At 70.1% G+C, this 22,916-nt stretch carries 17 protein-coding genes and 1 pseudogene; 10 read left to right on the forward strand and 8 right to left on the reverse strand.

What is annotated here, in order from left to right:
• The first annotated feature begins 16 nt into the window (after positions 1 to 16).
• Entirely contained in the window at positions 17 to 874 is an 858-nt protein-coding gene (locus OG607_RS42960) for a hypothetical protein (RefSeq protein ID WP_405735524.1), read from the forward strand.
• Between the two features lie 82 nt (positions 875 to 956).
• On the forward strand, positions 957 to 1,517 hold the full coding sequence (locus OG607_RS42965; RefSeq protein WP_405735526.1) for a cysteine hydrolase family protein: 561 nt from the start codon (positions 957 to 959) through the stop codon (positions 1,515 to 1,517).
• A gap of 10 nt (positions 1,518 to 1,527) precedes the next feature.
• Here OG607_RS42965 and OG607_RS42970 read toward each other — a convergent pair whose 3' ends face one another.
• Complete coding sequence (locus OG607_RS42970; protein WP_405735529.1) at positions 1,528 to 3,042, reverse strand: metallophosphoesterase family protein; 1,515 nt, start codon at positions 3,040 to 3,042, stop codon at positions 1,528 to 1,530.
• 177 nt (positions 3,043 to 3,219) lie between these two features.
• Between OG607_RS42970 and OG607_RS42975 the strand changes: the two genes are divergently transcribed.
• From OG607_RS42975 to OG607_RS42985, 3 genes are read left to right on the forward strand one after another with little or no spacing between them, the layout of a single operon-like run.
• Positions 3,220 to 5,589, forward strand: coding sequence for a glycoside hydrolase family 44 protein (locus tag OG607_RS42975; RefSeq protein ID WP_405735531.1), 2,370 nt, complete (start codon positions 3,220 to 3,222; stop codon positions 5,587 to 5,589).
• Entirely contained in the window at positions 5,586 to 6,668 is a 1,083-nt protein-coding gene (locus OG607_RS42980) for a non-reducing end alpha-L-arabinofuranosidase family hydrolase (RefSeq protein ID WP_405735533.1), read from the forward strand. The genes OG607_RS42975 and OG607_RS42980 overlap by 4 nt, the downstream gene beginning before the upstream one ends.
• A 13-nt stretch (positions 6,669 to 6,681) precedes the next feature.
• A complete protein-coding gene (locus OG607_RS42985; protein WP_405735535.1) occupies positions 6,682 to 7,953 on the forward strand; it encodes a PHB depolymerase family esterase in 1,272 nt (423 codons plus the stop codon).
• A 68-nt stretch (positions 7,954 to 8,021) separates the two neighbouring features.
• On the opposite strand, the gene OG607_RS42990 is transcribed toward OG607_RS42985, so the two are convergent.
• Together OG607_RS42990 and OG607_RS42995 are read right to left on the reverse strand one after the other, a co-directional pair.
• A complete protein-coding gene (locus tag OG607_RS42990) occupies positions 8,022 to 10,712 on the reverse strand; it encodes an exo-alpha-sialidase (protein ID WP_405735537.1) in 2,691 nt (896 codons plus the stop codon).
• Between the two features lie 402 nt (positions 10,713 to 11,114).
• Positions 11,115 to 12,194 carry a cation diffusion facilitator family transporter gene (locus tag OG607_RS42995; RefSeq protein WP_405735539.1) on the reverse strand — a complete coding sequence of 360 codons (1,080 nt, stop codon included), beginning with the start codon at positions 12,192 to 12,194 and terminating at the stop codon, positions 11,115 to 11,117.
• Positions 12,195 to 12,277: 83 nt separating this feature from the next.
• On the opposite strand from OG607_RS42995, the gene OG607_RS43000 reads away from it, so the two are divergent.
• From OG607_RS43000 to OG607_RS43015, 4 genes are all read left to right on the forward strand, one after another.
• A complete protein-coding gene (locus OG607_RS43000) occupies positions 12,278 to 12,637 on the forward strand; it encodes an ArsR/SmtB family transcription factor (protein WP_405735541.1) in 360 nt (119 codons plus the stop codon).
• Between the two features lie 81 nt (positions 12,638 to 12,718).
• Positions 12,719 to 13,354: an AAA family ATPase gene (locus OG607_RS43005; RefSeq protein ID WP_405735543.1), complete on the forward strand. Its 636-nt coding sequence runs from the start codon at positions 12,719 to 12,721 to the stop codon at positions 13,352 to 13,354.
• A complete protein-coding gene (locus OG607_RS43010; protein WP_405735545.1) occupies positions 13,351 to 13,596 on the forward strand; it encodes a hypothetical protein in 246 nt (81 codons plus the stop codon). Before OG607_RS43005 ends, OG607_RS43010 begins: the two co-directional genes overlap by 4 nt.
• A gap of 413 nt (positions 13,597 to 14,009) precedes the next feature.
• Positions 14,010 to 15,959 carry an amino acid transporter gene (locus OG607_RS43015; protein ID WP_405735547.1) on the forward strand — a complete coding sequence of 650 codons (1,950 nt, stop codon included), beginning with the start codon at positions 14,010 to 14,012 and terminating at the stop codon, positions 15,957 to 15,959.
• Between the two features lie 608 nt (positions 15,960 to 16,567).
• Here the strand turns inward: OG607_RS43015 and OG607_RS43020 are convergent.
• Positions 16,568 to 17,119 (reverse strand): annotated as a pseudogene (locus tag OG607_RS43020) (helix-turn-helix domain-containing protein); the annotation flags it as partial.
• A gap of 339 nt (positions 17,120 to 17,458) precedes the next feature.
• On the opposite strand from OG607_RS43020, the gene OG607_RS43025 reads away from it, so the two are divergent.
• The gene (locus tag OG607_RS43025; RefSeq protein ID WP_405735549.1) at positions 17,459 to 18,679 is read left to right on the forward strand and encodes an acyltransferase family protein; all 1,221 of its coding nucleotides are present in this window, start codon (positions 17,459 to 17,461) and stop codon (positions 18,677 to 18,679) included.
• A gap of 7 nt (positions 18,680 to 18,686) precedes the next feature.
• Here the strand turns inward: OG607_RS43025 and OG607_RS43030 are convergent, their stop codons facing one another.
• The 4 genes from OG607_RS43030 to OG607_RS43045 are packed head-to-tail and all read right to left on the reverse strand — an operon-like array spanning position 18,687 to position 22,489.
• Positions 18,687 to 19,304, reverse strand: a complete 618-nt coding sequence (locus OG607_RS43030) for a GTP-binding protein (RefSeq protein WP_405735551.1) — start codon at positions 19,302 to 19,304, stop codon at positions 18,687 to 18,689.
• The gene (locus OG607_RS43035; protein ID WP_405735553.1) at positions 19,285 to 19,659 is read right to left on the reverse strand and encodes a DUF742 domain-containing protein; all 375 of its coding nucleotides are present in this window, start codon (positions 19,657 to 19,659) and stop codon (positions 19,285 to 19,287) included. The genes OG607_RS43030 and OG607_RS43035 overlap by 20 nt, the downstream gene beginning before the upstream one ends.
• Entirely contained in the window at positions 19,656 to 20,099 is a 444-nt protein-coding gene (locus OG607_RS43040; protein ID WP_405735555.1) for a roadblock/LC7 domain-containing protein, read from the reverse strand. Before OG607_RS43040 ends, OG607_RS43035 begins: the two co-directional genes overlap by 4 nt.
• Entirely contained in the window at positions 20,096 to 22,489 is a 2,394-nt protein-coding gene (locus OG607_RS43045) for a nitrate- and nitrite sensing domain-containing protein (RefSeq protein ID WP_405735557.1), read from the reverse strand. The genes OG607_RS43040 and OG607_RS43045 overlap by 4 nt, the downstream gene beginning before the upstream one ends.
• Between the last annotated feature and the right edge of the window lie 427 nt (positions 22,490 to 22,916).

The following is a 22,916-nucleotide window of genomic DNA, read 5'->3' on the forward strand; positions in this document are numbered from 1 at the left end:
CTAAGGACCCGAGTCAATGCAGCCAGACCGCCACCAGGAAGGCGAGTTCGCCGCCCTGTTCGCCCGCCGAGCGCGCACCCCGCTCCGTGGTTTCCTGCCGGGCCGCCGGGTCTGGACCGCGGTCGGCGGCACCGCCGTCGCCGTGGTGGTGATCGCCGGGACCGGCGCGTTCGTCACGGCAATCGACTGGGGCGGCGGCGCGGAAGACGTGACCACGGTCGCCGCCGGGCAGCGCACCAAGGCGTCCCCCGGTCCCGCCGGCACCGGGCAGAAGGAGCGGGGCGGCACCCCGTCCCCCGGCGCATCGCCCGGCTCGAGGGACGCCTCCCCGGGTGTCGTGTACGCCCCCGGCGCGGGCGCCGGCCCGGCGGTGAACTCCGGCCAGGACTCCACGTCGCAGACCACCTCGTCCGGCGGCGGCACCGGAACCACCACCGGGAGCAGGACCGGCACCACCTCCTCGACCTCGACCCCGGCCACCACGCAGGCGGCCACCGCCTACCTCTGGGCCGACGGCAACGTCGACACGGACTCGAACGACTACTGGGACCAGAGCTCCATCACCGTCAGGACCACCAAGGCCCTCACCGCGCTCAAGGTGGTCGTACGCATCGCCCAGACCGGCAGTGTGGCCAGCACCGGCACCTGGTCCTCACTGGGGGACAAGGTCAGCGTGTCCGCCGCCGCCGACAGCAGCCAGCTGGCGTACGTCGTGACCCTGAAGTCCGGTGTCACGATCGGTGCCGGCACCTACGTCTTCCAGTTCCAGTACAACCACAGCCAGGGCAACCGCGACGCCGGCGGCGACCGCTACAACGTCACCGCCACCTCGACCGCCTCCAGCACCGAGTTCGTCAAGGGCGGCTTCGCCTGACGGCGGCCTCAGGGCCGTTGTCAGTGGCCCGTCCTACTGTGGGAGACGACACCGGAATCCCGACGAGGAACAGGAAGTGCCCATGACGACCCTGCCCGATCGGCCGAACACCGCGCTGCTCGTCATCGACGTCCAGAACGGGGTGGTGGCAGCCGCCCACAACCGCGACGGCGTGATCGCGAATATCAACACCCTGGTCGACAAGGCTCGTGCCGAGGACGTGCCGGTGGTCTGGGTCCAGCACTCCGACGACGAACTCAAGCGGGACAGCGAGAGCTGGCAGTACGTGCCGGAGCTGGTCCGCCGCGATGCGGAGCCTGTCGTCCACAAGCTCTACGGCGACTCGTTCGAGGACACCGAGCTGGAGGCGCTGCTCGCCGAGCGCGGTGTGGGCCGGCTCGTCGTCACGGGCGCCGCGACCGATGCCTGCATCCGCTCGACCCTCCACGGGGGCTTCGTCCGGGGGTACGACGTGACGCTGGTCGGCGACGCCCACACCACGGAGGACCTCTCCGAGTACGGCGCGCCCTCCGCGGAGCAGGTGATAGCGCACACCAATCTCTACTGGCGGTGGCAGAGCGCGCCCGGCCGCCACGGCGGGACCGTCGACACGGCGAAGGTGACCTTCGGCGGGGAAAGCTGAGCCCGGGGGATCAGACGCCGGCGACCGGCGGCAGCGCGATGGTGAACTCGTCCTCGACCGGCGGGTCGAGTTCCTGCCCGCGCAGGCCGGTGGCGGCGAAGCACCGCACCCGCACACCGGCCGGGCTGACATCCAGGCGCAGGAAGCTCTTGAAGAACGGCGGGCTGTAGGTCGCCCCGCCCGGTGAGATCACCTGGGTCAGCACCTTGCGGACCGGCAGCCGCAGCCGGGCCCTGCTGTGCGGACGCGGGGGAGCGCCCAGCGCGGACGCGACAAAGCGCGTACGCCAGGTCACGGCGGCGCCGGTGGCCCGGGTGGGCTTCATGTCCAGGCGCTGGGCGAGGACCGCGCCCGCCTCGTCGGCCGTCAGGCCGAACAGCCGGCGCAGGCGCAGCCGGCGCCCGTACAGCCCGCTGTAGAACGCGAGGGAGTCGGACCGCAGCGGATAGCAGCGGAACTGCTCCTCGGTGACCCCGCCGACCGTCACCCGGGGGATGGTGTGGGTGGCGTGCATGAAGGCCCCGCCGCCACCGGAGACGACGTACTCGATCCGGCGGCCGTCCACATCGACCGGATAGTGCTGGTAGTTGTGGATGTCGCCGCCTATCGCGGCAACGAAGTTGTGCTTCGGGTCGCGGACGATGTCGTCGACCGTCCCGCCGCCCTCGATGGCGCACGGGTGGTGCTCGTTGTCCACGTATATCGGGGAGCCGGTGACCAGGATCTTGGGCCGGGGCCCGAGGGAGACCCGCCGCAGCCACTCGCCCTGTGCCCTGTCGATGCCGCCGAGCAGCCCGGTGTCTATGCCTATAATCCGTATCGGGCCCGAGTCGAGCGCCCAGTACGGCCCGGGCTGGGAGGCGGCCTGCGAGGGGGCGGACCGCAGCTTCCGGGCCTCGTCCAGTAGCGCGTCGTCCGGCTCGTCGGACGCCTTCCACAGCAGGTTCCGCCACCAGGCCGCCGTCACCAGCGGCCGTGGGCGGGCGGGGGCCGGCAGTGCCGGCGCGCGGCAGAAGACCCGCATGAAGCCGGTGAGGCCGTCGTACCAGTCGTGGTTTCCGGGGATGGCGTAGATCGGGGCGTCGTAGTCCCGGTACGGCTGGAAGAACTTCGTGCCGTATTCGTTGGCGCTGCCCACGGGATAGAGCACGTCGCTGGAGAGTACGGCGAAGCGCGTGCCGGCCCCGGCCTTGAGCAGGCCGGGCACGACGGCGTACTGCGAGTCGTCGCCCTCACCGGTGTCCGCGATCAGTACGAAGGAGTACTCGTCGGGGTCGTCCCGCTCGATCACCAGGTCCGCGGTGGCGGCCCCGCCGTCCAACTGCCGCTGCACCCAACGCTGTCGGTCGGTTCCGGTCGGATCGCCCAGCAGCGCGGCGAGCGGACCGTTGCGTGCCTTCCACAGCGTCGACGGATTCAGCCACGACAGCTTGGCCACCCGAGGGGGCATCAACTCCCGGTACGTACCGGGCTCCTGGCTCTGCCAACCGGCACCGGCCAGGGAATCACGTGAAGAGGCGGACACGGCGGCACTGTAGCAACCCCTGTGCAGCGAGAAGCTCACGAGGAAGTTGTGACATGGCAAACGCATTGACAGTGCGGGTAAGCGCTCTCATAGTGGGAGCGCTCCCACGCTCTTCCTCTCTCTCCGCTCGCCCCCCGCACAAGGCCGTGCGTGCGTACGGCCGTTGAGAAGGAGACCATGAACAGAGCACAGAAGGCCGCACTGGCTGCCGCGATCCTGCTGGCCGCCGGAATCGCCCCCACCGGCCAGGCGCAGGCGCAGCCACTCGCGGCGGACGGCCCCGCGATCACCGTCGACGCCACCACGGCCCGCCATGCCATCGACCCGAACATCTACGGCATCAACTTCGCCGACGAGGCGCTGGCGGCAGATTTACGCCTGCCCGTCCGCCGCTGGGGCGGCAATGCCACGACGCGCTACAACTACAAGCTCGACGCCTACAACGCGGGCGCCGACTGGTACTTCGAGAACCTCCACTACAGCAACGACCCCGCCGCTCTGCCGGACGGCTCGGAGGCCGACAAGTTCGTCGAGCAGAACCTCCGCACCGGCACCGGCACCGTGCTGACCGTGCCGATGGTCGGCTGGACGACCGCCGCCCGCGACGACGCCTGCGGCTTCAGCATCGCCAAGTACGGCCCCCAGCAGGGCAGCGACGCCCAGTGGCGCCCGGACTGCGGCAACGGCGTGAAGAGCGACGGCACCAAGGTCACCGGCAACATCCCGGCCGAAACCAGCGTCGCCGCCGGCCCGGACTTCACCAAGGGCTGGGTGCAGTACCTCGACAGCACGTACGGCACGGCGAACAGCGGGGGAGTGCGTTTCTACGACCTCGACAACGAGCCCGACCTGTGGTTCAGCACCCACCGGGACGTCCACCCGGCCGGTACCGGCTACGAGGAGATGCGGGACAGCACCTACGCCACCGCCGCCGCGATCAAGGACGCCGACCCGGCCGCCCAGACCCTCGGCCCGGTCGGCTGGGGCTTCAACTCGCTGGTCTACTCCGGCCTGGACCAGAAGACCTGCAGTGAAGTGGGCGGCGACTGCTGGTCCAACCCACCGGACCGGGCCGCGCACGGCGGAGTGCAGTTCGCCCCCTGGTACCTCCAGCAGATGCAGGCGTACGAGCAGGCCCACGGCCGCCGCATCCTGGACTACTTCGACGAGCACATCTACCCCCAGCAGACTGGGGTCTTCGGCGGCAGCAACGACGCCGCCACCCAGGCGCTGCGGCTCCGCTCCACCCGCCAGCTGTGGGACCCGACCTACGTGGACGAGAGCTGGATCAACCAGCCCATCCAGTTCATCCCGCGCCTGCGCTCCCTCGTCGACCAGAACTACCCGGGCACCAAGACCGCCATCACCGAGTACAACTGGGGCGCACTGGACCACATCGACGGGGCACTCGCCCAGGCCGACGTCCTCGGCATCTTCGGGCGCGAAGGACTCGACCTGGCGACCCTGTGGGACCCGCCGACCGCCGACGAACCCGGCGCGTACGCCTTCCGGATGTTCCGGAACTACGACGGGCAGGGCGGCTCCTTCGGCGACACCTCTGTCCGCGCGGCCAGCGCCGACCAGGAGAAGCTGTCGGTCTACGCCGCCGAGCGCAGCAGCGACCACGCGCTGACCGTGACCGTGATCAACAAGACCACCGGTGACCTGACCGCCCCGGTGTCCGTGACGGGCGGCTCCGCGTCCACCGCCACCGCCGCCCAGGTCTACCGCTACGGCCAGTCCGACCTCACCGCCATCCAGCACCCGGCCGACCAGCCGCTGACCGGCGGCGGCTTCACCACCACCTTCCCGGCGTACTCGATCACCACCTACGTCCTGCCCGCCGGAACGGCCACCGCCACGCCGCCCACCGCGCCCGGCACCCCGGCCGCCACCTCCGTGGGCTCGGACCGGGTGACCCTGACCTGGACCGCCTCCACCGCCGGCACCGACCCGGTGGCGAGCTACCAGGTCTACTCCGGCGACCCCGCCACCACGGCCCCGGTCGCCACGGTCAGCGCCCCCGCCACCACCGCCACCGTGACCGGGCTGACCCCGGCCACCGCCTACGCCTTCCGCGTCGTGGCCAAGGACACGGCGGGCCGCAGCTCCCCGCCCTCGGCCGAGGTGCGGGTGACGACGGCAACGGCAACGGCCCCCGCCTGCACGGTCGCGTACCGGCCGGCCACCGACTGGGGCACCGGCTTCACCGCCCTGGTCACCATCACCAACAAGGGCCCGGCGATCAACGGCTGGCAGCTCGGCTTCTCCTTCGCCGGCAACCAGAAGGTCACCCAGGGCTGGAGCGGCACCTGGACCCAGACCGGCTCCGCCGTCACCGTCAAGGACGCCGGCTGGAACGCCGCCCTGGCCACCGGCGCCTCCACCGACATCGGCTTCAACGGCGCGTACACCGGCACCAATCCGGCACCGACGGGCTTCACCCTCAACGGCAAGTCCTGCTCCATCCCCGGCACCGCGGCCGCCGCCCGCGTCGCGCCCGCCGTGGGACAGGCTCCGGTTGGGATCCAGGGCGGTACGTCATGAACCTTCGACGCAAGCTCGTGACCCTGGGCATGATCCTCGGGCTGCTCGCCCTGGGCGCCCTCACCGGCCCGGCCGGCCAGGCGGCCGGCGCGGCGGGCCCGTCGCTGCTGCCCGGCTCCTTCACCTGGTCCTCCAGCGGGCCGCTGATCAGCCCCAAGCCGGACGCCGCCCACCCGATCGTCTCCGTCAAGGACCCGACGGTCTTCCGGTACAAGAACCGCTGGAACGTCTACGCCACCACCGCCAACACCTCCGGCCAGTGGAGCCTGGCGTACACAAGCTTCACCGACTGGTCCCAGGCCGCCGCCGCACCGCAGACCTTCCTCGACACCAACCCCAACATCGGCAGCCGGTACGCCGCCGCGCCCCAGGTGTTCTACTTCGCGCCCCAGCAGACCTGGTACATGGTCTACCAGACCGGCCCGCCGTCCTACTCCACGACGAAAGATCCCACGGACCCGCTGAGCTGGAGCGCGCCGCGCTACTTCATGCAGACCGAGCCGCCGGTCGTCACCCAGAACAAGGGCACCGGCTTCTGGCTGGACTTCTGGACGATCTGCGACAACAGCGACTGCTACCTGTTCTTCTCCGACGACAACGGCCATGAATACCGCGCGCGGACCACACTCGCCGAATTCCCGAACGGCTGGCGCGACACCGCCGTCGTGCTCTCCGAGCCCAACCGCTTCAACCTCTTCGAGGCGAGCAACGTCTACCGCGTCGGCAGCACCGGCACGTACCTCATGCTCGTGGAGGCCCTGGCCACCGGCTCCGACTGGCGACGGTACTTCCGGGCCTGGACGGCGGACAGCCTCGGCGGCACGTGGACCCCGCTGGCGGACACCGAGGCCAATGCGTTCATCCGATCCGCCAACGTGACCTTCGCGCCGGGCCAGACCGCCTGGACCAAGGACTTCAGCCACGGAGAGATGATCCGCGACGGCGTCGACCAGACCCTCACCATCGATCCCTGCCGTCTCCGCTACCTCTACCAGGGACTGGACCCGGCGGCGAGCGGCGACTACTCCCAACTGCCGTGGCGGCTGGGCCTGCTCACCCAGACCAACTCCTCCTGCTGAAGGGACCGGCGACATGTCCACCAAGCCCCGACCGGCGCCCGTCGGATCCTTCCTGGGCGCGTTACTCAGCGCCCTGCTCGCGGCGATGTTCCTCACCGCGCCCCCGGCCTCCGCCGCAGCCCTCACCGAGGTCACGAACTTCGGCACCAACCCCAGCAACCTCCAGATGTACCTGTACGTCCCCGACAGCGTCACCGCGCACCCACCGGTCCTGGTGGCCGCCCACTACTGCGGCGGCACCGGCCCGGTGTTCTACTCCGGCACCGAGTTCGCCTCGCTCGCCGACCGCTACGGCTTCATCGTCGTCTACCCGTCCGTCACCCGGAGCAGCAAGTGCTGGGACGTCTCCTCGCCCCAGGCGCTGCGCCGGGACGGCGGGAGCGACCCGGTCGGCATCCGGTCGATGGTCGACTGGGTGACCCGTACGTACGGAGCCGACCCCGGCCGGGTCTTCGTCACCGGGGCCTCCTCCGGCGCGATGATGACCAACGTCCTGCTGGGCGACTACCCGGACGTCTTCGCGGCCGGCGCCGCCTTCATGGGCGTCCCCTTCGGCTGCTTCGCCACCACCGACGGCTCCGAGTGGAACAGCGCCTGCGCCAACGGCACCGTCACCCACACCCCGCAGGAGTGGGGCGACCTGGTCCGCGCCGCCTACCCCGGCTACACAGGGGCCCGGCCGCGTATGCAGCTCTGGCACGGCACCGAGGACGACATCCTGCGCTACCCCAACTTCGGGGAAGAGATCAAGCAATGGACGAACGTCCACGGCCTCACCCAGACCCCTGCCCTCACCGACTCGCCCCAGACCGCCTGGACCCGCACCCGCTACGGCTCCACCGGCGACCAGGCGCCCGTCGAGGCCATCAGCGTGCAGGGCGTCGGCCATGCCCTGCCCTCCGGCGGCATGGCCGCCCGCGCCATCACCTTCTTCGGCCTGGACGGCGGAGCCACGACGCCCGCACCCGGCACCACCTGCCGGGTGGCAGTCACCACCAACGCCTGGAACACCGGCCTCACCGCCTCCCTCACCATCACCAACACCGGCACGACCCCCGTCAACGGCTGGGCCCTGCGCTTCGACCTCGCCCCCGGCCAGACCATCACCTCCGGCTGGAACGCCACCTACAGCCCGCCCACCGGCACCGTGACCGCCACCAACGCCCCCTACAACGCCACCATCGCCCCCGGCGCCGCCGCCTCCATCGGCTACCAGGCCACCCACACCGGCAACAGCGCCGCCCCGACCGCCTTCTCCCTCAACGCGGCGGCCTGCACCTCGTAGTCGGACCGACCGAAGCACACGGGCCCGCCGGAACGGTTGGTGTTCCGGCGGGCCCGAGCGGTACGTATCTACGCGACGATGCGCACGGCGTCGGCCACGACGTATCCGTCGGCCGCGTCGGACAGCTCGATCGTGGCCGGGGTTCCGGCGGTGAACGAGAAGCTGCCCAAGGAGACCCATTGGCCTCCGTGTATGCGTTGGTCGATCTTGACGACCGTGGAGCCGTTGGCGTGTTTGACGGTGTAGGCCGCGTTGGAGGCGCGGTTGGTGTGTGCCGTGTACCAGACGGCTACGTCGTACACGCCGCTCACCGCCACTGCCGGCTGCCAGCGCACGACCGAGGTCCCGGTGCCCGCGGCGTGGGCGCTGTAGCTGTCCCCGTAGTGCCCGTCGACGGTGGTCGCTGGGGAGATCCAGGTGCCGGAGACCACGGAATAGCCGGTGGCATCCTCGTCGTCGACGACCACACCTTGGTAGGTGAAGCGCACAGCGTCGGCCACGACATACCCGTCGGCCGCGTCGGACAGCTCGACCGTGGCCAGGGTTCCGGCCGTGAACGAGAACTTGCCCAAGGAGACCCACTGGCCCCCGTTTACGCGTTGGTCGCGGTGCACGAGGGTGGAGCCGTTGGCGTCCTTGACGGTATAGGGCGCGTTGGAGGCGCGGTTGGTGTGTGCCGTGTACCAGACGGACACGTCGTAGCCGCCGCTTGCCCGGACCGGCGACTGCCAGCGCACGACCGAGGTCCCGGTGCCGGCGGCGTGGGTGCGGTAGTTCTGCCCTTGGAACCCGGTGACGGTGGCCCCCGCGTTCCAGGTGCCGGAGACCGCTGTGTATCCGGTCGAGTCGTTGTCCGTGACGGCGCCCCGATAGGCCAGGCGGACCGCATCGGCGATGACCGTACCGTCGGCGTCATCCGAGAGCTCGATCGTGCCGTCGCCACCACCGGAGAATGTGTACTCGCCGAGTACCACCCACCGGCCGCCGCCGGACGTCTCATTCACCGGGACCGTCGTCTGGCCGTCGGCGTGGTTGATCACGTAGGAGGCATTCGACGCCTGGCCGCTCTGCGCCCTGAACCAGGTGGAGACCTCGTACACGCCGTTCATCGGCACATCGGGCCGGAACCGTACCTTGTTGGTGCCGGTCCCCGCGGCATGCGTGGCATGGCTGCGCCCGTAGGCCCCGGTGACACTGTTCACGTCGGTCCAGGAGTCCGAGACATCCTCGAAGCCCGGAACGAAGTCGTTGTCCGCCACCGTCTTCGGCATGTCCGCGGGCTGTCCGCCCGAGGTCAGGGTCAGCTGGTCGGGAGCGATGGCCTTGCCGCCGGCACGCCCCACGGCGGCCAGGGTGAACCGGACCGTGTGCTGGCCGGCGGTCAGGGTGTCCGATCCCAGTTGATAGACCTGATAGCCCTGATCCTGATAGACCGCATCGGTCGTCTTCAGACTCATCGTCAGCGTCGGGTCGACCAGCCCCTGGGTGAGTGCTGCGCCGTCGATGCTCGTGCGAATCTGCCCTTGGCCGAAGCTGCGGTGGAATCGCACGGCCACCTCGTAGTCGCCTGCCTGCGCGACATTGAACGGGACCTCGATGTAGTCGTCGCCCACATCAGAGGCCCCGTAGCGCAGTGCCTTGCCGCCTCTGGCGTTGGCATCGGACAGGATCGGCACGGACGCGCCCGTTTCGGTTCGGGCGTCCGAGGTGGCCATTTCGTACGAGTACTGGGTGAGCCCGGGGCCGGAGGCAAGGCTGTCCCTGCCCTTGGTCAGCCACTCGAGATCGAACCGGGCGACCGTGATGCGCTCGGGGTAGGTGGCTACGTCGCCGTCGCGGCCGTAGACCAGCAGAATCGTTCCGTCGGACAACCGGGCAAGGTCGGAGTAGTAGGACGTGCCCGGATTGACCACTCGGCTGTAGCGGAAGCTCGCCCCCTCGTCGTAGGAGATCGAGACGGTCATGTTCTCCCGGACCGACGAATCCGGTCGGCTGAACAGCAGTCGGTCGACCGAGCCACTGCTGTACTGGAGCATGCCCGCATCGACCGCGCCGAAGATTCCGGTCGCGCCGTCGATCGCCGGCGCGGCCCAGGTCAGCCCGCCGTCGGTACTGGTCGAGGTGATGCGATAGCGGGTACCGCCAGGTCCCCACCGGCCGTTGATGACGACCGATCCGTCCTCGCGTTCAAAAATGCGGCTTTCGTTGATCGGATAGGCGGGATCCATCGGCACCTCGGCGCTCCGCTGCCACGAACCGGCGCTGCCGTGGTCGTCGCTGTACAGGAAGTCGACGCCGTAGTTGCGGACGTCGTCGCTGGAAGCGCGGTGCTGGACGGGAATCAGCAGCCGACCGTTCTGCAGCTGTATTCCATGGCCCGGTACCGGGCTGTTGAGCGTCCAGCTGTGCGGGTTCGAGGCGAACAGCGGAGTCAGATCCTCGGCGGCTGACCACGTGGCGCCGGCGTCATCGCTTCGCTTGACGTAGATGGTCGAGCCGGGCCCCTTGTAGAACAAGCACACCCGGCCGGTCTGCTTGTCCACCACCGGCGTCGGGTTGCCCCCGCTCAGGTTGTCCTGATCACGCGAGACCACAACCGTGCTGGCGGACCAGGTGCGCCCCGCGTCCACACTGCGGCGAAGGAGCAGATCCTTCGGGCTCGAGTCGCTGGCAAGGGTCCGGCCCTCGGTGAAGGTGAGCACCACGTCGTCGGGCAGCGCCTGCCCTCCCGCCGGCGGCACGATTCCCGCGGGGATCACCGACAGGCCCTGCACATGAAAGTTTGCGTACGCGTCATCATCGGTTGAATCCCACAACTCGGATTCGGAGAACGAACCGGCCTCGGTGGCATCGGCGGCATTCGCGGTAGCGGCAACGGCCGCAACCGAGTCGGTACCGGACGCCGCTTGAGCCTGTCCCACCGCGGTTGCCAGGGCCACCAGAGTCAGCGAAGCGAGCAGGCTAATTCCCAATGCCCGCAGCGGCTTTCTTCGGGACTTCTGACGAAACATCCCACTACCCCCTCTTGATCAACAGTGACAATGCGCGCCAACGCTATTGCCCCTGGCAACCACGGCACAAAGACTTTCCAAAGCTGTCTGACAGCGATTGCTCAGGTCAGTTCAGGGAGGGGTGTACGCGGTCCAGCGCAGCGTCGGGCCTCAGCCGCTGTGGTGCGCGAGAACCAGATGCGGGTCCTCCGAGCCCGGCGCCGGGGCGGGGTCGGCGTGCACCAGGGCGGCGGTGAGCCTCGGCACAGTGTGCAGCAGGGCGTGCTCGGCGTCGACGGCTACATGGTGGGCCTGACGTACGCTCAGCTCGCCGTCCACGACGACCGCGACCTCGGCGCGCAGCGTGTGCCCGATCCAGCGCAGCCGCAGCTCGCCCACCTCGCGTACGCCCGCCACCTCCCGCAGCGCCTGCTCGGCGGCGTCGACCAGGGCGGGGTCGACGGCGTCCATCACCCGGCGGAAGACCTCGCGGGCGGCGTCGCGCAGCACCAGCAGAATCGCGGCGGTGATGGCCAGCCCCACGATCGGGTCGGCCTGCCGCCAGCCCAGCGCCGCGCCGCCGGCGCCGAGCAGCACGGCGAGCGAGGTGAAGCCGTCGGTGCGGGCGTGCAGGCCGTCGGCGACCAGCGCGGCCGAGCCGATCCGCTTCCCCGTACGGATGCGGTAGCGGGCCACCCACTCGTTGCCTGCGAACCCGATCACGGCCGCGGCGGCGACCGCCGGCAGGTAGCCGATCTCGCGCGGGTGCAGCAGCCGCTCCACCGCCGTCCAGGCGGCGAACGCCGCCGATGCGGCGATCGTCAGGACGATGACGATGCCCGCCAGGTCCTCGGCCCGCCCGTAGCCGTAGGTGAAGCGGCGGTTGGCCGCCCGGCGGCCCAGGACGAAGGCGACGCCCAGCGGGACGGCGGTCAGCGCGTCGGCGACGTTGTGGACGGCGTCGCCCAGCAGCGCCACCGACCCGGACAGGACCACGACCGCCAGCTGGAGGACGGCGGTCACTCCCAGGATCGCGAGCGAGATCCACAGCGTGCGCATCCCCTCGGCGGAGGTCTCCATCGCGGCGTCCACCTTGTCGGACGCGTCGTGCGAGTGCGGCCTGACCGCGTGCGTGAGCCGGTGCCTCAGCCGTGACCGGCGGACCGGGTCATGGGTGTGGTCGTGGGCGTGGGCGTGCTCATGGTCGTGGGTGTGGCCGGCAGGGGAGTGGTGGTGGGAGTGGTCGCTCACGTCGGGTTCTCCTCCGGTGGGCCGGACGCCGGGCAGGGGGCACGCGCTGGACAGCGGCGTGCGTACGCCACCATTATGTGCGTATGAGCGCACGCACGCACCTCTCACCTGCTCACGATGCGCACCCGCGCACCCCGGGTGAGGAACAGTTCACCCTCGCCGCCGAGGTGCTCGCCCTCCTCGCCGACCGCACCCGGCTGATGCTGCTGCACGCCCTGACCACCGGCGAGGCCGACGTCACCACCCTCACCGAGACCTGCGGCGCGGCCCGGCCCGCCGTCAGCCAGCACCTGGCCAAACTCCGCCTCGCCGGCCTGGTCACCTCCCGCAAGGACGGCCGCCGGGTCATCTACGGTCTGCGCGACGGCCACCTCGCGCGCATGGTCGACGAGGCCCTGAACCTCGCCGACCACCACCTCAGTGGCCGGCCCCCGCACGCCTGAGGACATCGGGTCGGGTGAACCCTGGCATCGTCTCCGCGCGCCGGGCGGCGTGGACCGGCCGGGCTCAATACGGTGGCGGATGTGCTGCTGAGCTGTGCGTTCATCAATCTGAAGCCCGGTGTCGGGAAGACGACCAGCGCTGTCTGGCTGGCCCATGCGCTGTACGAGCTGGGGGTGCCCCCGCTGCTGGTGGACGGCGACCCGGCCGGTTCCGCCCTGCGCTGGAGCGAACTCGCCGGAGGTTTCCCCTTTCCGGTGATCGCCCTTCCGGTGGGCGATGTGCACCGCCGCGTCGACGACTTCCTCGGCGGGCGGCAGGCCGTGGTGCACGACGCCCCGCAACTGGAGGACCACGCCCGCATCGCCCGCAGTGTCATGCGCCACGCCAACGAGTGGATCGTGCCGGTCACTCCGGCCCCGATCGAGCTGGACCGGATGGCCCCCATCCAAACCGAGATGGGCGACGTCCAGTCCCTTCGCGCGGAACCGGCCCGCACCGCCGTCCTGCTCAACCGCACCAACCGCCCCGAAACCACCCGCACCGGTCCCGACGCCGACGCCCGGGAGGTGCTCGCGGAACGGGGCTTCGACGTGCTCGACACCCAGATCGCCCGCCTCGACCTGTACTCCCAGTCGTTCGGCGGCCCGGTCCGCGCCCAGAAAACGGCCTACATGGACCTCGCGAACGAACTCCTCAAGCGTCAGGAAGGCGTATGAACCAGCGCAAGGACAACTACCGCGCGGCCCTGCAGCGCGGACAGGCGGACCCGGGACCCCGCACCCCCAACGTGACCACGCTGAGCAGCAGGTACGTCCGGATCACCATCGAGCTGGATCCGGACGTGCAGCGCAGCCTGGACCGGTGGGTGGCGCCGCCGGTCGCCCTGCTGACCAACACCGGTGCGGCCGCCGTGCGTGTCCTGACTGCGGTCGTCGCCAGGACGCCCCCAGGACCGTAAAAGGCGCGTTAAGAACGCGTATGGAATCGACGGGTACCCGTCGGGACGCCGTGAGGGACTCTGCGTCACGCCACGGCTCCGCGCAGGTGCCTCAGTAGGGCGAAATCCTCCGGAGTCCGGTGCGTCAGCCGAGGTCTCCGCAACCCCGAACAGGGCGCGTTCACCGCCGTTTTCACAGGTCAAGGACATCGCGAGGGCCGGGACACCTGGGTGCGCGAAGCGAGAGCCGTCGTCGCACCGGAGCCGTGGGTACCCCGCGGCCGACTCGGACACAGGTAAGTGGCCCTCGCCTCAAACCCGCTGAATACTCACTATTCGCCGGCGGGTGTCCTGGGTCCGGCTGCGTACTCTGACCTGGCCGTCTCGTCGATGGCGGGATCATTTCGCCGTACGAGTACGACAGGAGCACGTCGATGGCCACCCCCGTCCATACCAGCCGTTTGCGCGCGTGGATGCTGGAAGGTCTGTCCGACATGGCCAGGCACCAGTCCGGCAAGGGCACTGCCGCGCAGGCTCCTGCCGCGCACAAGGGGCAGCGGTGGTGGCGGGTGATGTGCCTCACCGGCGTCGACTACTTCTCGACGCTCGGCTATCAGCCGGGCATCGCGGCCCTGGCCGCCGGGCTGCTGTCGCCGATCGCGACGATCGTGCTGGTGATCGTCACTCTCGCCGGGGCATTGCCGGTGTACCGGCGGGTGGCGGAGGAGAGTCCGCATGGTGAGGGCTCGATCGCGATGCTGGAGCGGCTGCTGTCGTTCTGGCAGGGCAAGCTGTTCGTGCTGGCGCTGCTGGGTTTCGCTGCCACCGACTTCCTGATCACCATCACTCTGTCGGCGGCGGACGCGGCGACCCACCTGGTGGAGAACCCGCATTTCACGAGCGTGCTGCACAGCTATCAGATGGTCATCACGTTGGTGCTGGTCGCGCTGCTGGGCGCGGTGTTCATGAAGGGCTTCCTGGAGGCCATCGGTGTTGCCGTGGTCCTGGTCGGGATCTATCTGGCGCTCAATGTGGTCGTCGTGGTGGTCGGCTTCTGGCATGTGGCCACGCAGGGGCATGTGGTCACCGACTGGACGCACGGGCTGACCGCCGAGCACGGGAACGTCTTCGTGATGATCGGCGTGGCTCTGATCATCTTCCCCAAGCTCGCGCTGGGCATGTCCGGGTTCGAGACCGGGGTCGCGGTCATGCCGCACGTCGAGGGCGACCCCGGTGACACCGAGGAGAGGCCCGCCGGGCGTATCCGGGGTACGAAGCAGCTGCTCACCACGGCCGCGGTCATCATGAGCGTCTTCCTGATCGCCACCAGCTTCATCACCACCCTGCTCATCCCGGAGAAGGACTTCGAGAACGGCGGCCCCGCCAACGGCCGCGCCCTGGCCTACCTGGCCCACCAGTATCTGGGCGGCGGTTTCGGCACCGTCTACGACTTCTCCACCATCGCCATCCTGTGGTTCGCCGGCGCCTCGGCGATGGCCGGGCTGCTCAACCTGATGCCCCGCTACCTGCCCCGCTACGGCATGGCCCCGCACTGGGCGCGCGCGGTGCGCCCGATGGTGCTGGTCTTCACCCTCGTCGCCTTCCTGGTGACCTGGATCTTCGACGCGGACGTGGACGCCCAGGGCGGCGCGTACGCCACCGGTGTGCTGGTCCTGATGAGCTCCGCGGCGATCGCGGTGACCATCGCCGCGCGCGAAGCCGGGCAGCGCAACTGGATGATCGGCTTCGCGGTCATCTCCGTGGTCTTCCTCTACACCACCGCCGTGAACGTCGTGGAGCGGCCGGACGGTGTGAAGATCGGCGCCTGCTTCATCGCCGGCATCATGCTCGTCTCGCTGCTGTCCCGGCTCGCCCGCGCCTTCGAACTGCGCGTCACCAGCGTCGAACTCGACGACATGGCGCAACGATTCGTCCGCGACATCGCCAGCCGCAAGATCCGCCTCATCGCCAACGAGCCCGACCGCCGCGATGTCGCGGAATACCGTGACAAGACCCAGCAGATCCGCGCCGACAACGACCTCTCCGAATCCGACGACTTCGTCTTCGTCGAGGTCACCGTCCTGGACGCCTCCGAATTCGAAGCCGGACTGACCGTGCGGGGCGAGGTGCTGCACGGCCGCTACCGCGTCCTCAGCCTGGAGAGCTCCTCCATCCCCAACGCCCTCGCCGCGCTGCTCCTCCACGTACGCGACACCACCGGCCAGCGGCCCCACATGTACTTCGAGTGGACCGAAGGCAACCCCTTCACCCAGTTCCTGCGCTTCTTCCTCTTCGGCCAGGGCGAAGTCGCCCCCACGACCCGCGAAGTCCTGCGGGAGGCCGAGCCGGACCGGGACCGCCGGCCCCGGGTCCACGTCGGCTGAGCCCGGTGCGGTGGCCGCGTTGCGGTGCCGTTGGTCGGGGTTGGCGGTTCCGTCCTCAAGCGCCGGACGGACTGGTTGGCCTGGGGGTCGGTGCCACCACCGGGGATCTCTCCTCGGCGCTCGCGACTCTGGTCGGCCTTGTTGGTAACCGGGATCCTCGCTCGTCGCGCTGCGGGAGAACCCCGGCGTGTCCCCTCCCGGCCGGAGACGTTCACTTCAGCCCGTCCGGCGTTTGAGGACACGCCCGAAGGGCGTTCGGGGTCCGGGGGCTTGCCCCCGGCGGGTCCGGGCGGAGCCCGCCACGCGGCGCCAGCCGCTGATCGGATGCAGCGGGAAGGGGCGGGGTGGGGGAAAGCCCCTCGCCCACAGGCCGGCGGCCGCCAACGCACCCGCAACCACCCAGCTGGCCGCGGCGCGGGCGGTGCCCGTTCCCGCTCGCCCAGCCGGCTGCTCGGTCACCGCAGGTGAGAGCACCGGCTCGCCCGCCTTGACCCCGCAGGCCGCCGGATTGCGTGGTGATGCGGTGAGGTCCTATCGCGCGGTCGCCGGCAGCCGGTTTCAGAGGACTGGTCGTGCAGTTAGCGGGACTGTTCCAGAGAGGTGAGATTGCGGGCGGGGCGTTCGCCCGGTGTCAGGATCCGGATCGCGGCCGGGCGCGGGCCCGGCTGCTGAGCGCGCCGGAGGACGGGTATCAGGCCGGCCCGCAGCAGGGAGGACTTGCCGCTGCCGGAGGGGCCGAAGACCGCGGCGAACCGCCGACGGCGCAGCAGGTCGACCAGGCCGGCGGTGAGCTGTTCCCGGCCGAAGAACAGGCCGCTGTCCCTGGTCTCGAACCGTGCCAGACCCCGGTACGGCGTGAGTGATCCTTCGTCGTCCCGAGAGCCGTCACCGGCGGACTCCTCCACCGCCTCCTTCCACCGGGCCTCCCATTCCGCCAGGTCTCCACCGCACGCCCCCGCGTAGGCCAGGGCCACCGGCAGTGTCGGCAACTGCTCGCCCGCCGCAGCCTGCGACAGCGTGGTCATCGAGTAGCCCGCCCGCTGGGCCAGCGACCGGTAGGTGATCCCGTCCGCCTCCGCCCTCAGCTTGCGTAACTCGAACGCGAACCGCTGCACCGGACCCGCCGCCGGATCCACCGGCACCTCACGACGCCCCGCCACACCTTCACCCCCTCCAGCCGCCCCTGTACCTCTATGACACCCGAAAGGCTCGGGCACCCCGTTTCTTTGTTCGGCCGCCAGAACGGTACTGCCGAACAATGCTCCAGCCGCTGGACTCGGTGATGTGAGCGCAGTGCACAGGAACCGAGCCCGAGGCGGCCGGTGAACAGGGGCCAGGTGCAGCCACTGAACGGCGGCACCCTCGTTAGCAGGATCGAAGGCTTGGCGCCGGCACCCGCCTCACGACAACCCCAACGAACACCTCACCAAAGAGGACTCTGTCCACGCATGGAATCCCCATCCCGCGTCCCTGCTTCACCGGAATACTCACTCTCCGTTATGACACGATTACTGGCAGCCATTGCGACGGCTGGTCCGTCGCGGTTGGGCTGGCTGGACGCATTGCGCGGCATCGCCGCGCTCGTCGTGGTGTTCGACCACTCGTCGTATGCCTTCATGGCGGACTTCCGGCAGGAGTTGATGCCGCAGTTCAACACCAGCCGCTACGGCATCATGGTGTTCTTCCTGGTGAGCGGCTACATCATCCCCGCGTCGCTGGAGCGCCGGGGCTGCGTCCGGACGTTCTGGATCGGACGGATCTTCCGTGTGTACCCGCTGTGGGCGGCTGTCGTCACTGTGCTCCTTGCCGTCAACCAATTGGGCATTGCGGAGATGCGTGACTTCGGTCAGCAGAGTGCCGCCACCGTGGCTGTCGCCCACGCCACAATGCTCCAGGAGTTACTGGGGACACCCAGTCTCCTGCTCGTCCTGTGGACGCTCTCGTACGAGATGTCCTTCTACCTGCTGGTCGTCGCTCTTTTCACGGTTCGCCTTCACCAGCAGTCTGCGGCGGTCGCCGTCGTCCTGGCCGTGCTCGCCACTGTGAGCGTGACGGCAGGGGTGGTGCTGCCGGCCTCTGCCCTGTCCGGCCTGGTCGGCACCGGCCCGCTGATCGCGTTTGCCTCGATCGCCATGGGGGTCGCCATCTGCTGTGCAAGCGCCAGGTCACCCGTGCTCCGGGGGTTCGGGGGTGTGTTGGGCGGGGTGCTGGCGCTCGTCCTGGTCCCGTTCAACGGCACGGTCCCGATGTGGGAGGGCCTGGTGATCCTCGCCGTGATGTTCCTCGGCACGGCCGTCTACCGTGCCGAGAACGGTCAGAGCACCTGGCGCTGTGCGGCTGGCACTGCCGTCATGGTGGTCACCTGTGCCGTGGGGAGCGCGTACTGGTACGGCGACGATGAGCACTTCACACGGCGCGGCTGGATCGTCGCATTCCTGCTGGCTGTGCTCACCTTCGGCGTCGGACTCGCGTCGCGCCGCCGGCGCATACCGCGGATGCTGACCGGATTGGGAACGATCAGCTACTCGGTCTACCTGGTGCATCCGGTGCTGCTGGCGGTGATCGACAGCACCATCGGCCGACGGCGGCAGGACAGCCTCGCGCTCGAAGTGGCGTTCTTCACCGTGCTGCTGCCCCTGTGCCTGCTGACCTACCGTTACGTTGAAGCGCCGAGCCAGACCTGGGGCCGCAGGTTGGCGCGCCGCGTGCAGCCACCGTGACGAGCGCCTACACCGTCTGCTGGGCCGTTGAGACCTCGGCCTCCAGTCCCCGCATGACGTGTTCGAGCAGCGTGATCAGCACCGACTTGACCGACTCGCGGTCGCGGGCGTCGCACAGCACCAGCGGTACGTGGGGGGAGAGGTCGAGCGCGGCGCGGATCTCGTCCGGGTCCTCGTCGCAGCGGCCGTCGAAGCAGTTGACGCCGACGGCGAAGGGGATGCCGCGGAGCTCGAAGAAGTCGACGGATGCGAAGCACTGGTCCAGCCGACGGGTGTCGGCCAGCACGATCGCGGCCAGGGCGCCGCGGGACAGGTCGTCCCACATGAACCAGAAGCGGTCCTGGCCGGGTGCGCCGAAGAGGTAGATCACGAGCGCGGAGCTGAGGGTGATCCGGCCGAAGTCCATGGCGACCGTCGTCGTGGACTTCTGCTCGATGCCGACCATGTCGTCGACACCGACGCTGGCTTCGGTGATGAGCTCCTCGGTGCGCAGCGGCACGGTCTCGCTGACCGCGCCGACCAGGGTGGTCTTGCCGACTCCGAAGCCACCGGCTATCAGGATCTTGGCCGCTGTCGCGTTGGGGGCAAGGGTGGTCGGGCCGGGGTCAGAGTCTGCGAATGCCATCGATCACTGCCTGGAGGAAACGGGCGTCGGGGATCCCGGCCGCGGAGGGTGAGGAGACGGATACGAGTTCGTGGTCCAGGAGGTCGCCGAGCAGCACCCGCACCACGGCGATGGGCAGGTCGAGCCGGGCGGCGATCTCCACCAGGGCCGTCGGGGTGCGGCACAGCGCGAGCAACCGGTGCTGCTCGGGCTGCAGCCGGTCGGCGCGGGTGGGCGGCCGGATGGTGCTGACCAGCGAGATCAGTTCGATGCCGGTGCGGGCCGGCGGGGTCCGGCCACCGGTCAGTGTGTAGGGGCGGATGAGAGGGCCGGCGTTCTCATCCGACCAGGGGTCTTCCTGAGACCAGTGCCTCATCCATGCTCACCCCCGTCCGATGGGATGGGAAGCCGGTACTCGGGGAAGCGCGGGGCGGCGCTGAGGAACTGACCGACCTGCCGGACGAGCATCGTCATCTCGTAGGCGACGGTGGCCACGTCCACCGCCGAGGTGGCGAGCACGGCGAGCCGGGCGCCGTCGCCCGCGGTGGTGACGAACAGGAAGAGATCGTCCATCTCGATGACGGTCTGCTGCACCCGGCCCCCGCCGAAGTGGCGGCTGGTGCCCTGGGCCAGGGACTGCAGGCCCGAGGCGATGGCCGCGAGCTGCTCGGCGTCCTCGCGGGCCAGCCCCTCGGAGGCGCCGACGAGCAGACCGTCCTCGGACAGCACGATCGTGTGCAGGGTCTCCGGGATCCGCGTGATCAGGCCGTCCAGGAGCCAAGCCAGCCCGCTCTGCGTGGTGTTGGTCGCTGTCATGGGGTGTTCCTTGTCGGACGGGGGCGGGTGGTGAGCGGACGCTGCTCGGGCGGCGTCGGGGGCCAGTCGGGAAGGGGGACCTCTTCCTCGGCGCGGGCCCGGCGGGTGCCGTCCCGGAGGGCGGCGAGCATCGAGCGTGCCTGCTCCGGTCGGCGTTCCTCCTGCGCCGGGGCGTGGCCCCGGGCCGGGGCGCCGTGCCCCTCCAGGAGCTGCGGCGCGAGGTGGGTCTGCCGGACCCGGCGCGGGAGGCGGCTTGCGCCGCCGGTGCGGTGGCCCGGGGAGGGAGCGGGGACCGGGGGCTGGACGGGGGCCTGAACCGCCGGGACCGCCGGGGCCGCAGGGGCCTGGCCGGCGCCGGGGCGCGGCACCGTACGGGAGCGTATGGGCATCCCGCTGGCCGTCACCCCGGCCGGAGCCGGACTCGCGACGGGGGCGAGGTGGCGGTCGGCCCGGGTCTCCAACGGCAGCGGCGCGGTGCCGGCGACCTCCTCGGTCAGGACCTGCGGGAGCACGACGACGGCCATCGACCCGCCGTACGACGAGGGTCGCAGGGTGACGGTGATTCCGTGACGGTGCGCGAGGTGGCCGACGGTGAACAACCCGAGGCGGGGGTCGTCGCCCAGTGCGGTGAAGCTGAAGTCCGGCGGATTGTGCAGGAGTCCGTTGGCCGTCGCGTACTCCTGCTCCGACAGCCCGAGGCCCCGGTCCTCCACCTCGACAGCCATGCCCTGCGCAACCGGCAGCACCCGCACCCGTACCTCGGTGTGCGGCGGGGAGAAGGCCACGCCGTTCTCGATCAGCTCGGCCATGAGATGGATCGTGTCACCGACCGCGGGTCCGGTCACCGCGACCGGCGGCATCGGCTCGACCACCACACGGGCGTAGCCCTCGATCTCGGAGACCGCGCTGCGCAGTACGTCGCCGAGCGGCACCGCATGCTTCCAGCGGCGTCGCGGGGTCGCACCGGACAGGACGGTCAGGCTCTCCGCGTTGCGCCGCATGCGGGTCGCGAGGTGGTCGACGGTGTAGAGGTCGGCGAGGAGCTCCGGGTCCTGCTCCTTGCGCTCCATGGCGTCGATCACCGTGAGCTGGCGGTGCACCAGGACTTGCGTGCGGCGGGACATGTTGAGGAACACCAGCCGCGCGCCCTCGCGCAGCTCGGCCTGTTCCAGTGCGACGGTCACGGCGGTGCGCTGGGCGGCGTTGAAGGCCTCGGCGACCTTCCCCAACTCGTCGGACCCGTAGTCGAGTTCGGGCAGATCGTCGAGGTCGGCCCGGTTGCCCTCGGTGCGCAGCCTGGTGACCAGCTCCGGCAGCCGGTCCTGGGCCAGCTCCAGTGTCGCCCTTCGCAGGCTGGACATGCGGCCGATGAGCGATCGCGCGATGCGGAAGGACATCACCGTGACCGCGAGCACCGCGACCAGCGCGAGGGCGCTGCCCAGCATCACTCTGGAGAACAGCGTGTCGGTGCTGTCCGTACCCTCTTCCATGACCAGCGCCAGGTACTGGTTCTGCACGCCCTGCACCGCCACGGCCACGCGGTCCGGGGCCGCAGCCCTGGCCGCCGGGACCCGGGGGACGGTGATGGTGCCGTCGTGCGCCTTGGCCGCGGTGGGGATGGCCGCCTCGAAGGCGGTCAGGGCCGCCCAGTCCCGGCCGTCCATGACTTTCTCCAGCGCGGCCTGCGTGTCCGCGGGCACGTACGGCGCCACCTGGTTGGTGAGGATGTAGTCGCGTACTGCCGACGCGGACGTCAGGCCGGCCCGCTCCTGGGTGCTCAGCCGCCCGGACTGCGCGACTCCGGCGAGGACCGCGCTCTCCTGCGACAGCGCCTCCGTCGCGCGGAAGAACGCCAGGGCATGGCTGGCCTTGGTGGCGATGTCACCGTCGGTGCTGCTCAGCGTGCCGAACAGGTTCAGCGCGGACAGCACGGTGGCGGAGTACGCGGCGTAGGCGTGCTGCCGGGTGTCCTTCCCGCTGTCGACCGCCGCCCGTTCGGCGGTCAGTCCGTCGAGCTGCTTTCGTACGGTCGCGAGCCCGGCCAGGTACTGTGCCGACCCGTCACCGCCGGAGACGGCATCGGTCCGGCGGAAGGCGGTGAGCGCGGCATCGGTCCGGCGCCGCTGGGTGGCAAGAGCGGAGCGGCTCCCGTCCGACGCCAGCCGGACGATCGTCTGCTGACGCTCCTTCTGGAGCTCGGCCATGACGGGCACCAGGGCGAAGGTGGTCTTCGAGGCCTTCGTGGCTTCGTCGGACTGCAGCCACTGGTTGAGCAGCACGGCGGAGCCACTCGCCCACAGCGCGGTCAGGGCTATCACCGGGACCAGCGCGAGCGCGATCAGCGAGCCCCGGATGCTGCGGTTGCGGGCCGTACCGGCTCTCTTGTGCACGGACCTGCCCCGGCGCCCGCTCACCGCCCCCTCCGGCGTCCAGTGGCGCGGCAAACGGCGGGAACTGCGGCTTGGGGCTGGAGCACCGGCGGATTCCTTTCCAGGGCGGCGCGTCGTGCGTCGGGCGGACCGGCTGGGCATGCGGGCATGCGGGCATGCCAACAGGGGCTAGGGGTGGTGGAAGTACGGCGGACATGCCGGACGCCTGTGGAATCGTGGCGGGCGACCGTGCCCACCGCGCGGTTGGGTTGGTATGTAACCGAGCCTGACGACAGGGGTCAAGCCGTCCGGGATGCGCACCGAACGCCCTTTTATGGCGGGAGCTTTGTTACGCGCGCAGGCCGCGCGACTACAACTGGTGTCCGCGGCACCCCCGTCGGTGACGTTTCGGCTGCGTACGGGGGTGGGGCGGGCTGCGCCGGGCGTC

Origin of the sequence: Streptomyces sp. NBC_01537, from assembly GCF_045040445.1 — a bacterium.
Classification (GTDB): Bacteria; Actinomycetota; Actinomycetes; order Streptomycetales; family Streptomycetaceae; genus Actinacidiphila.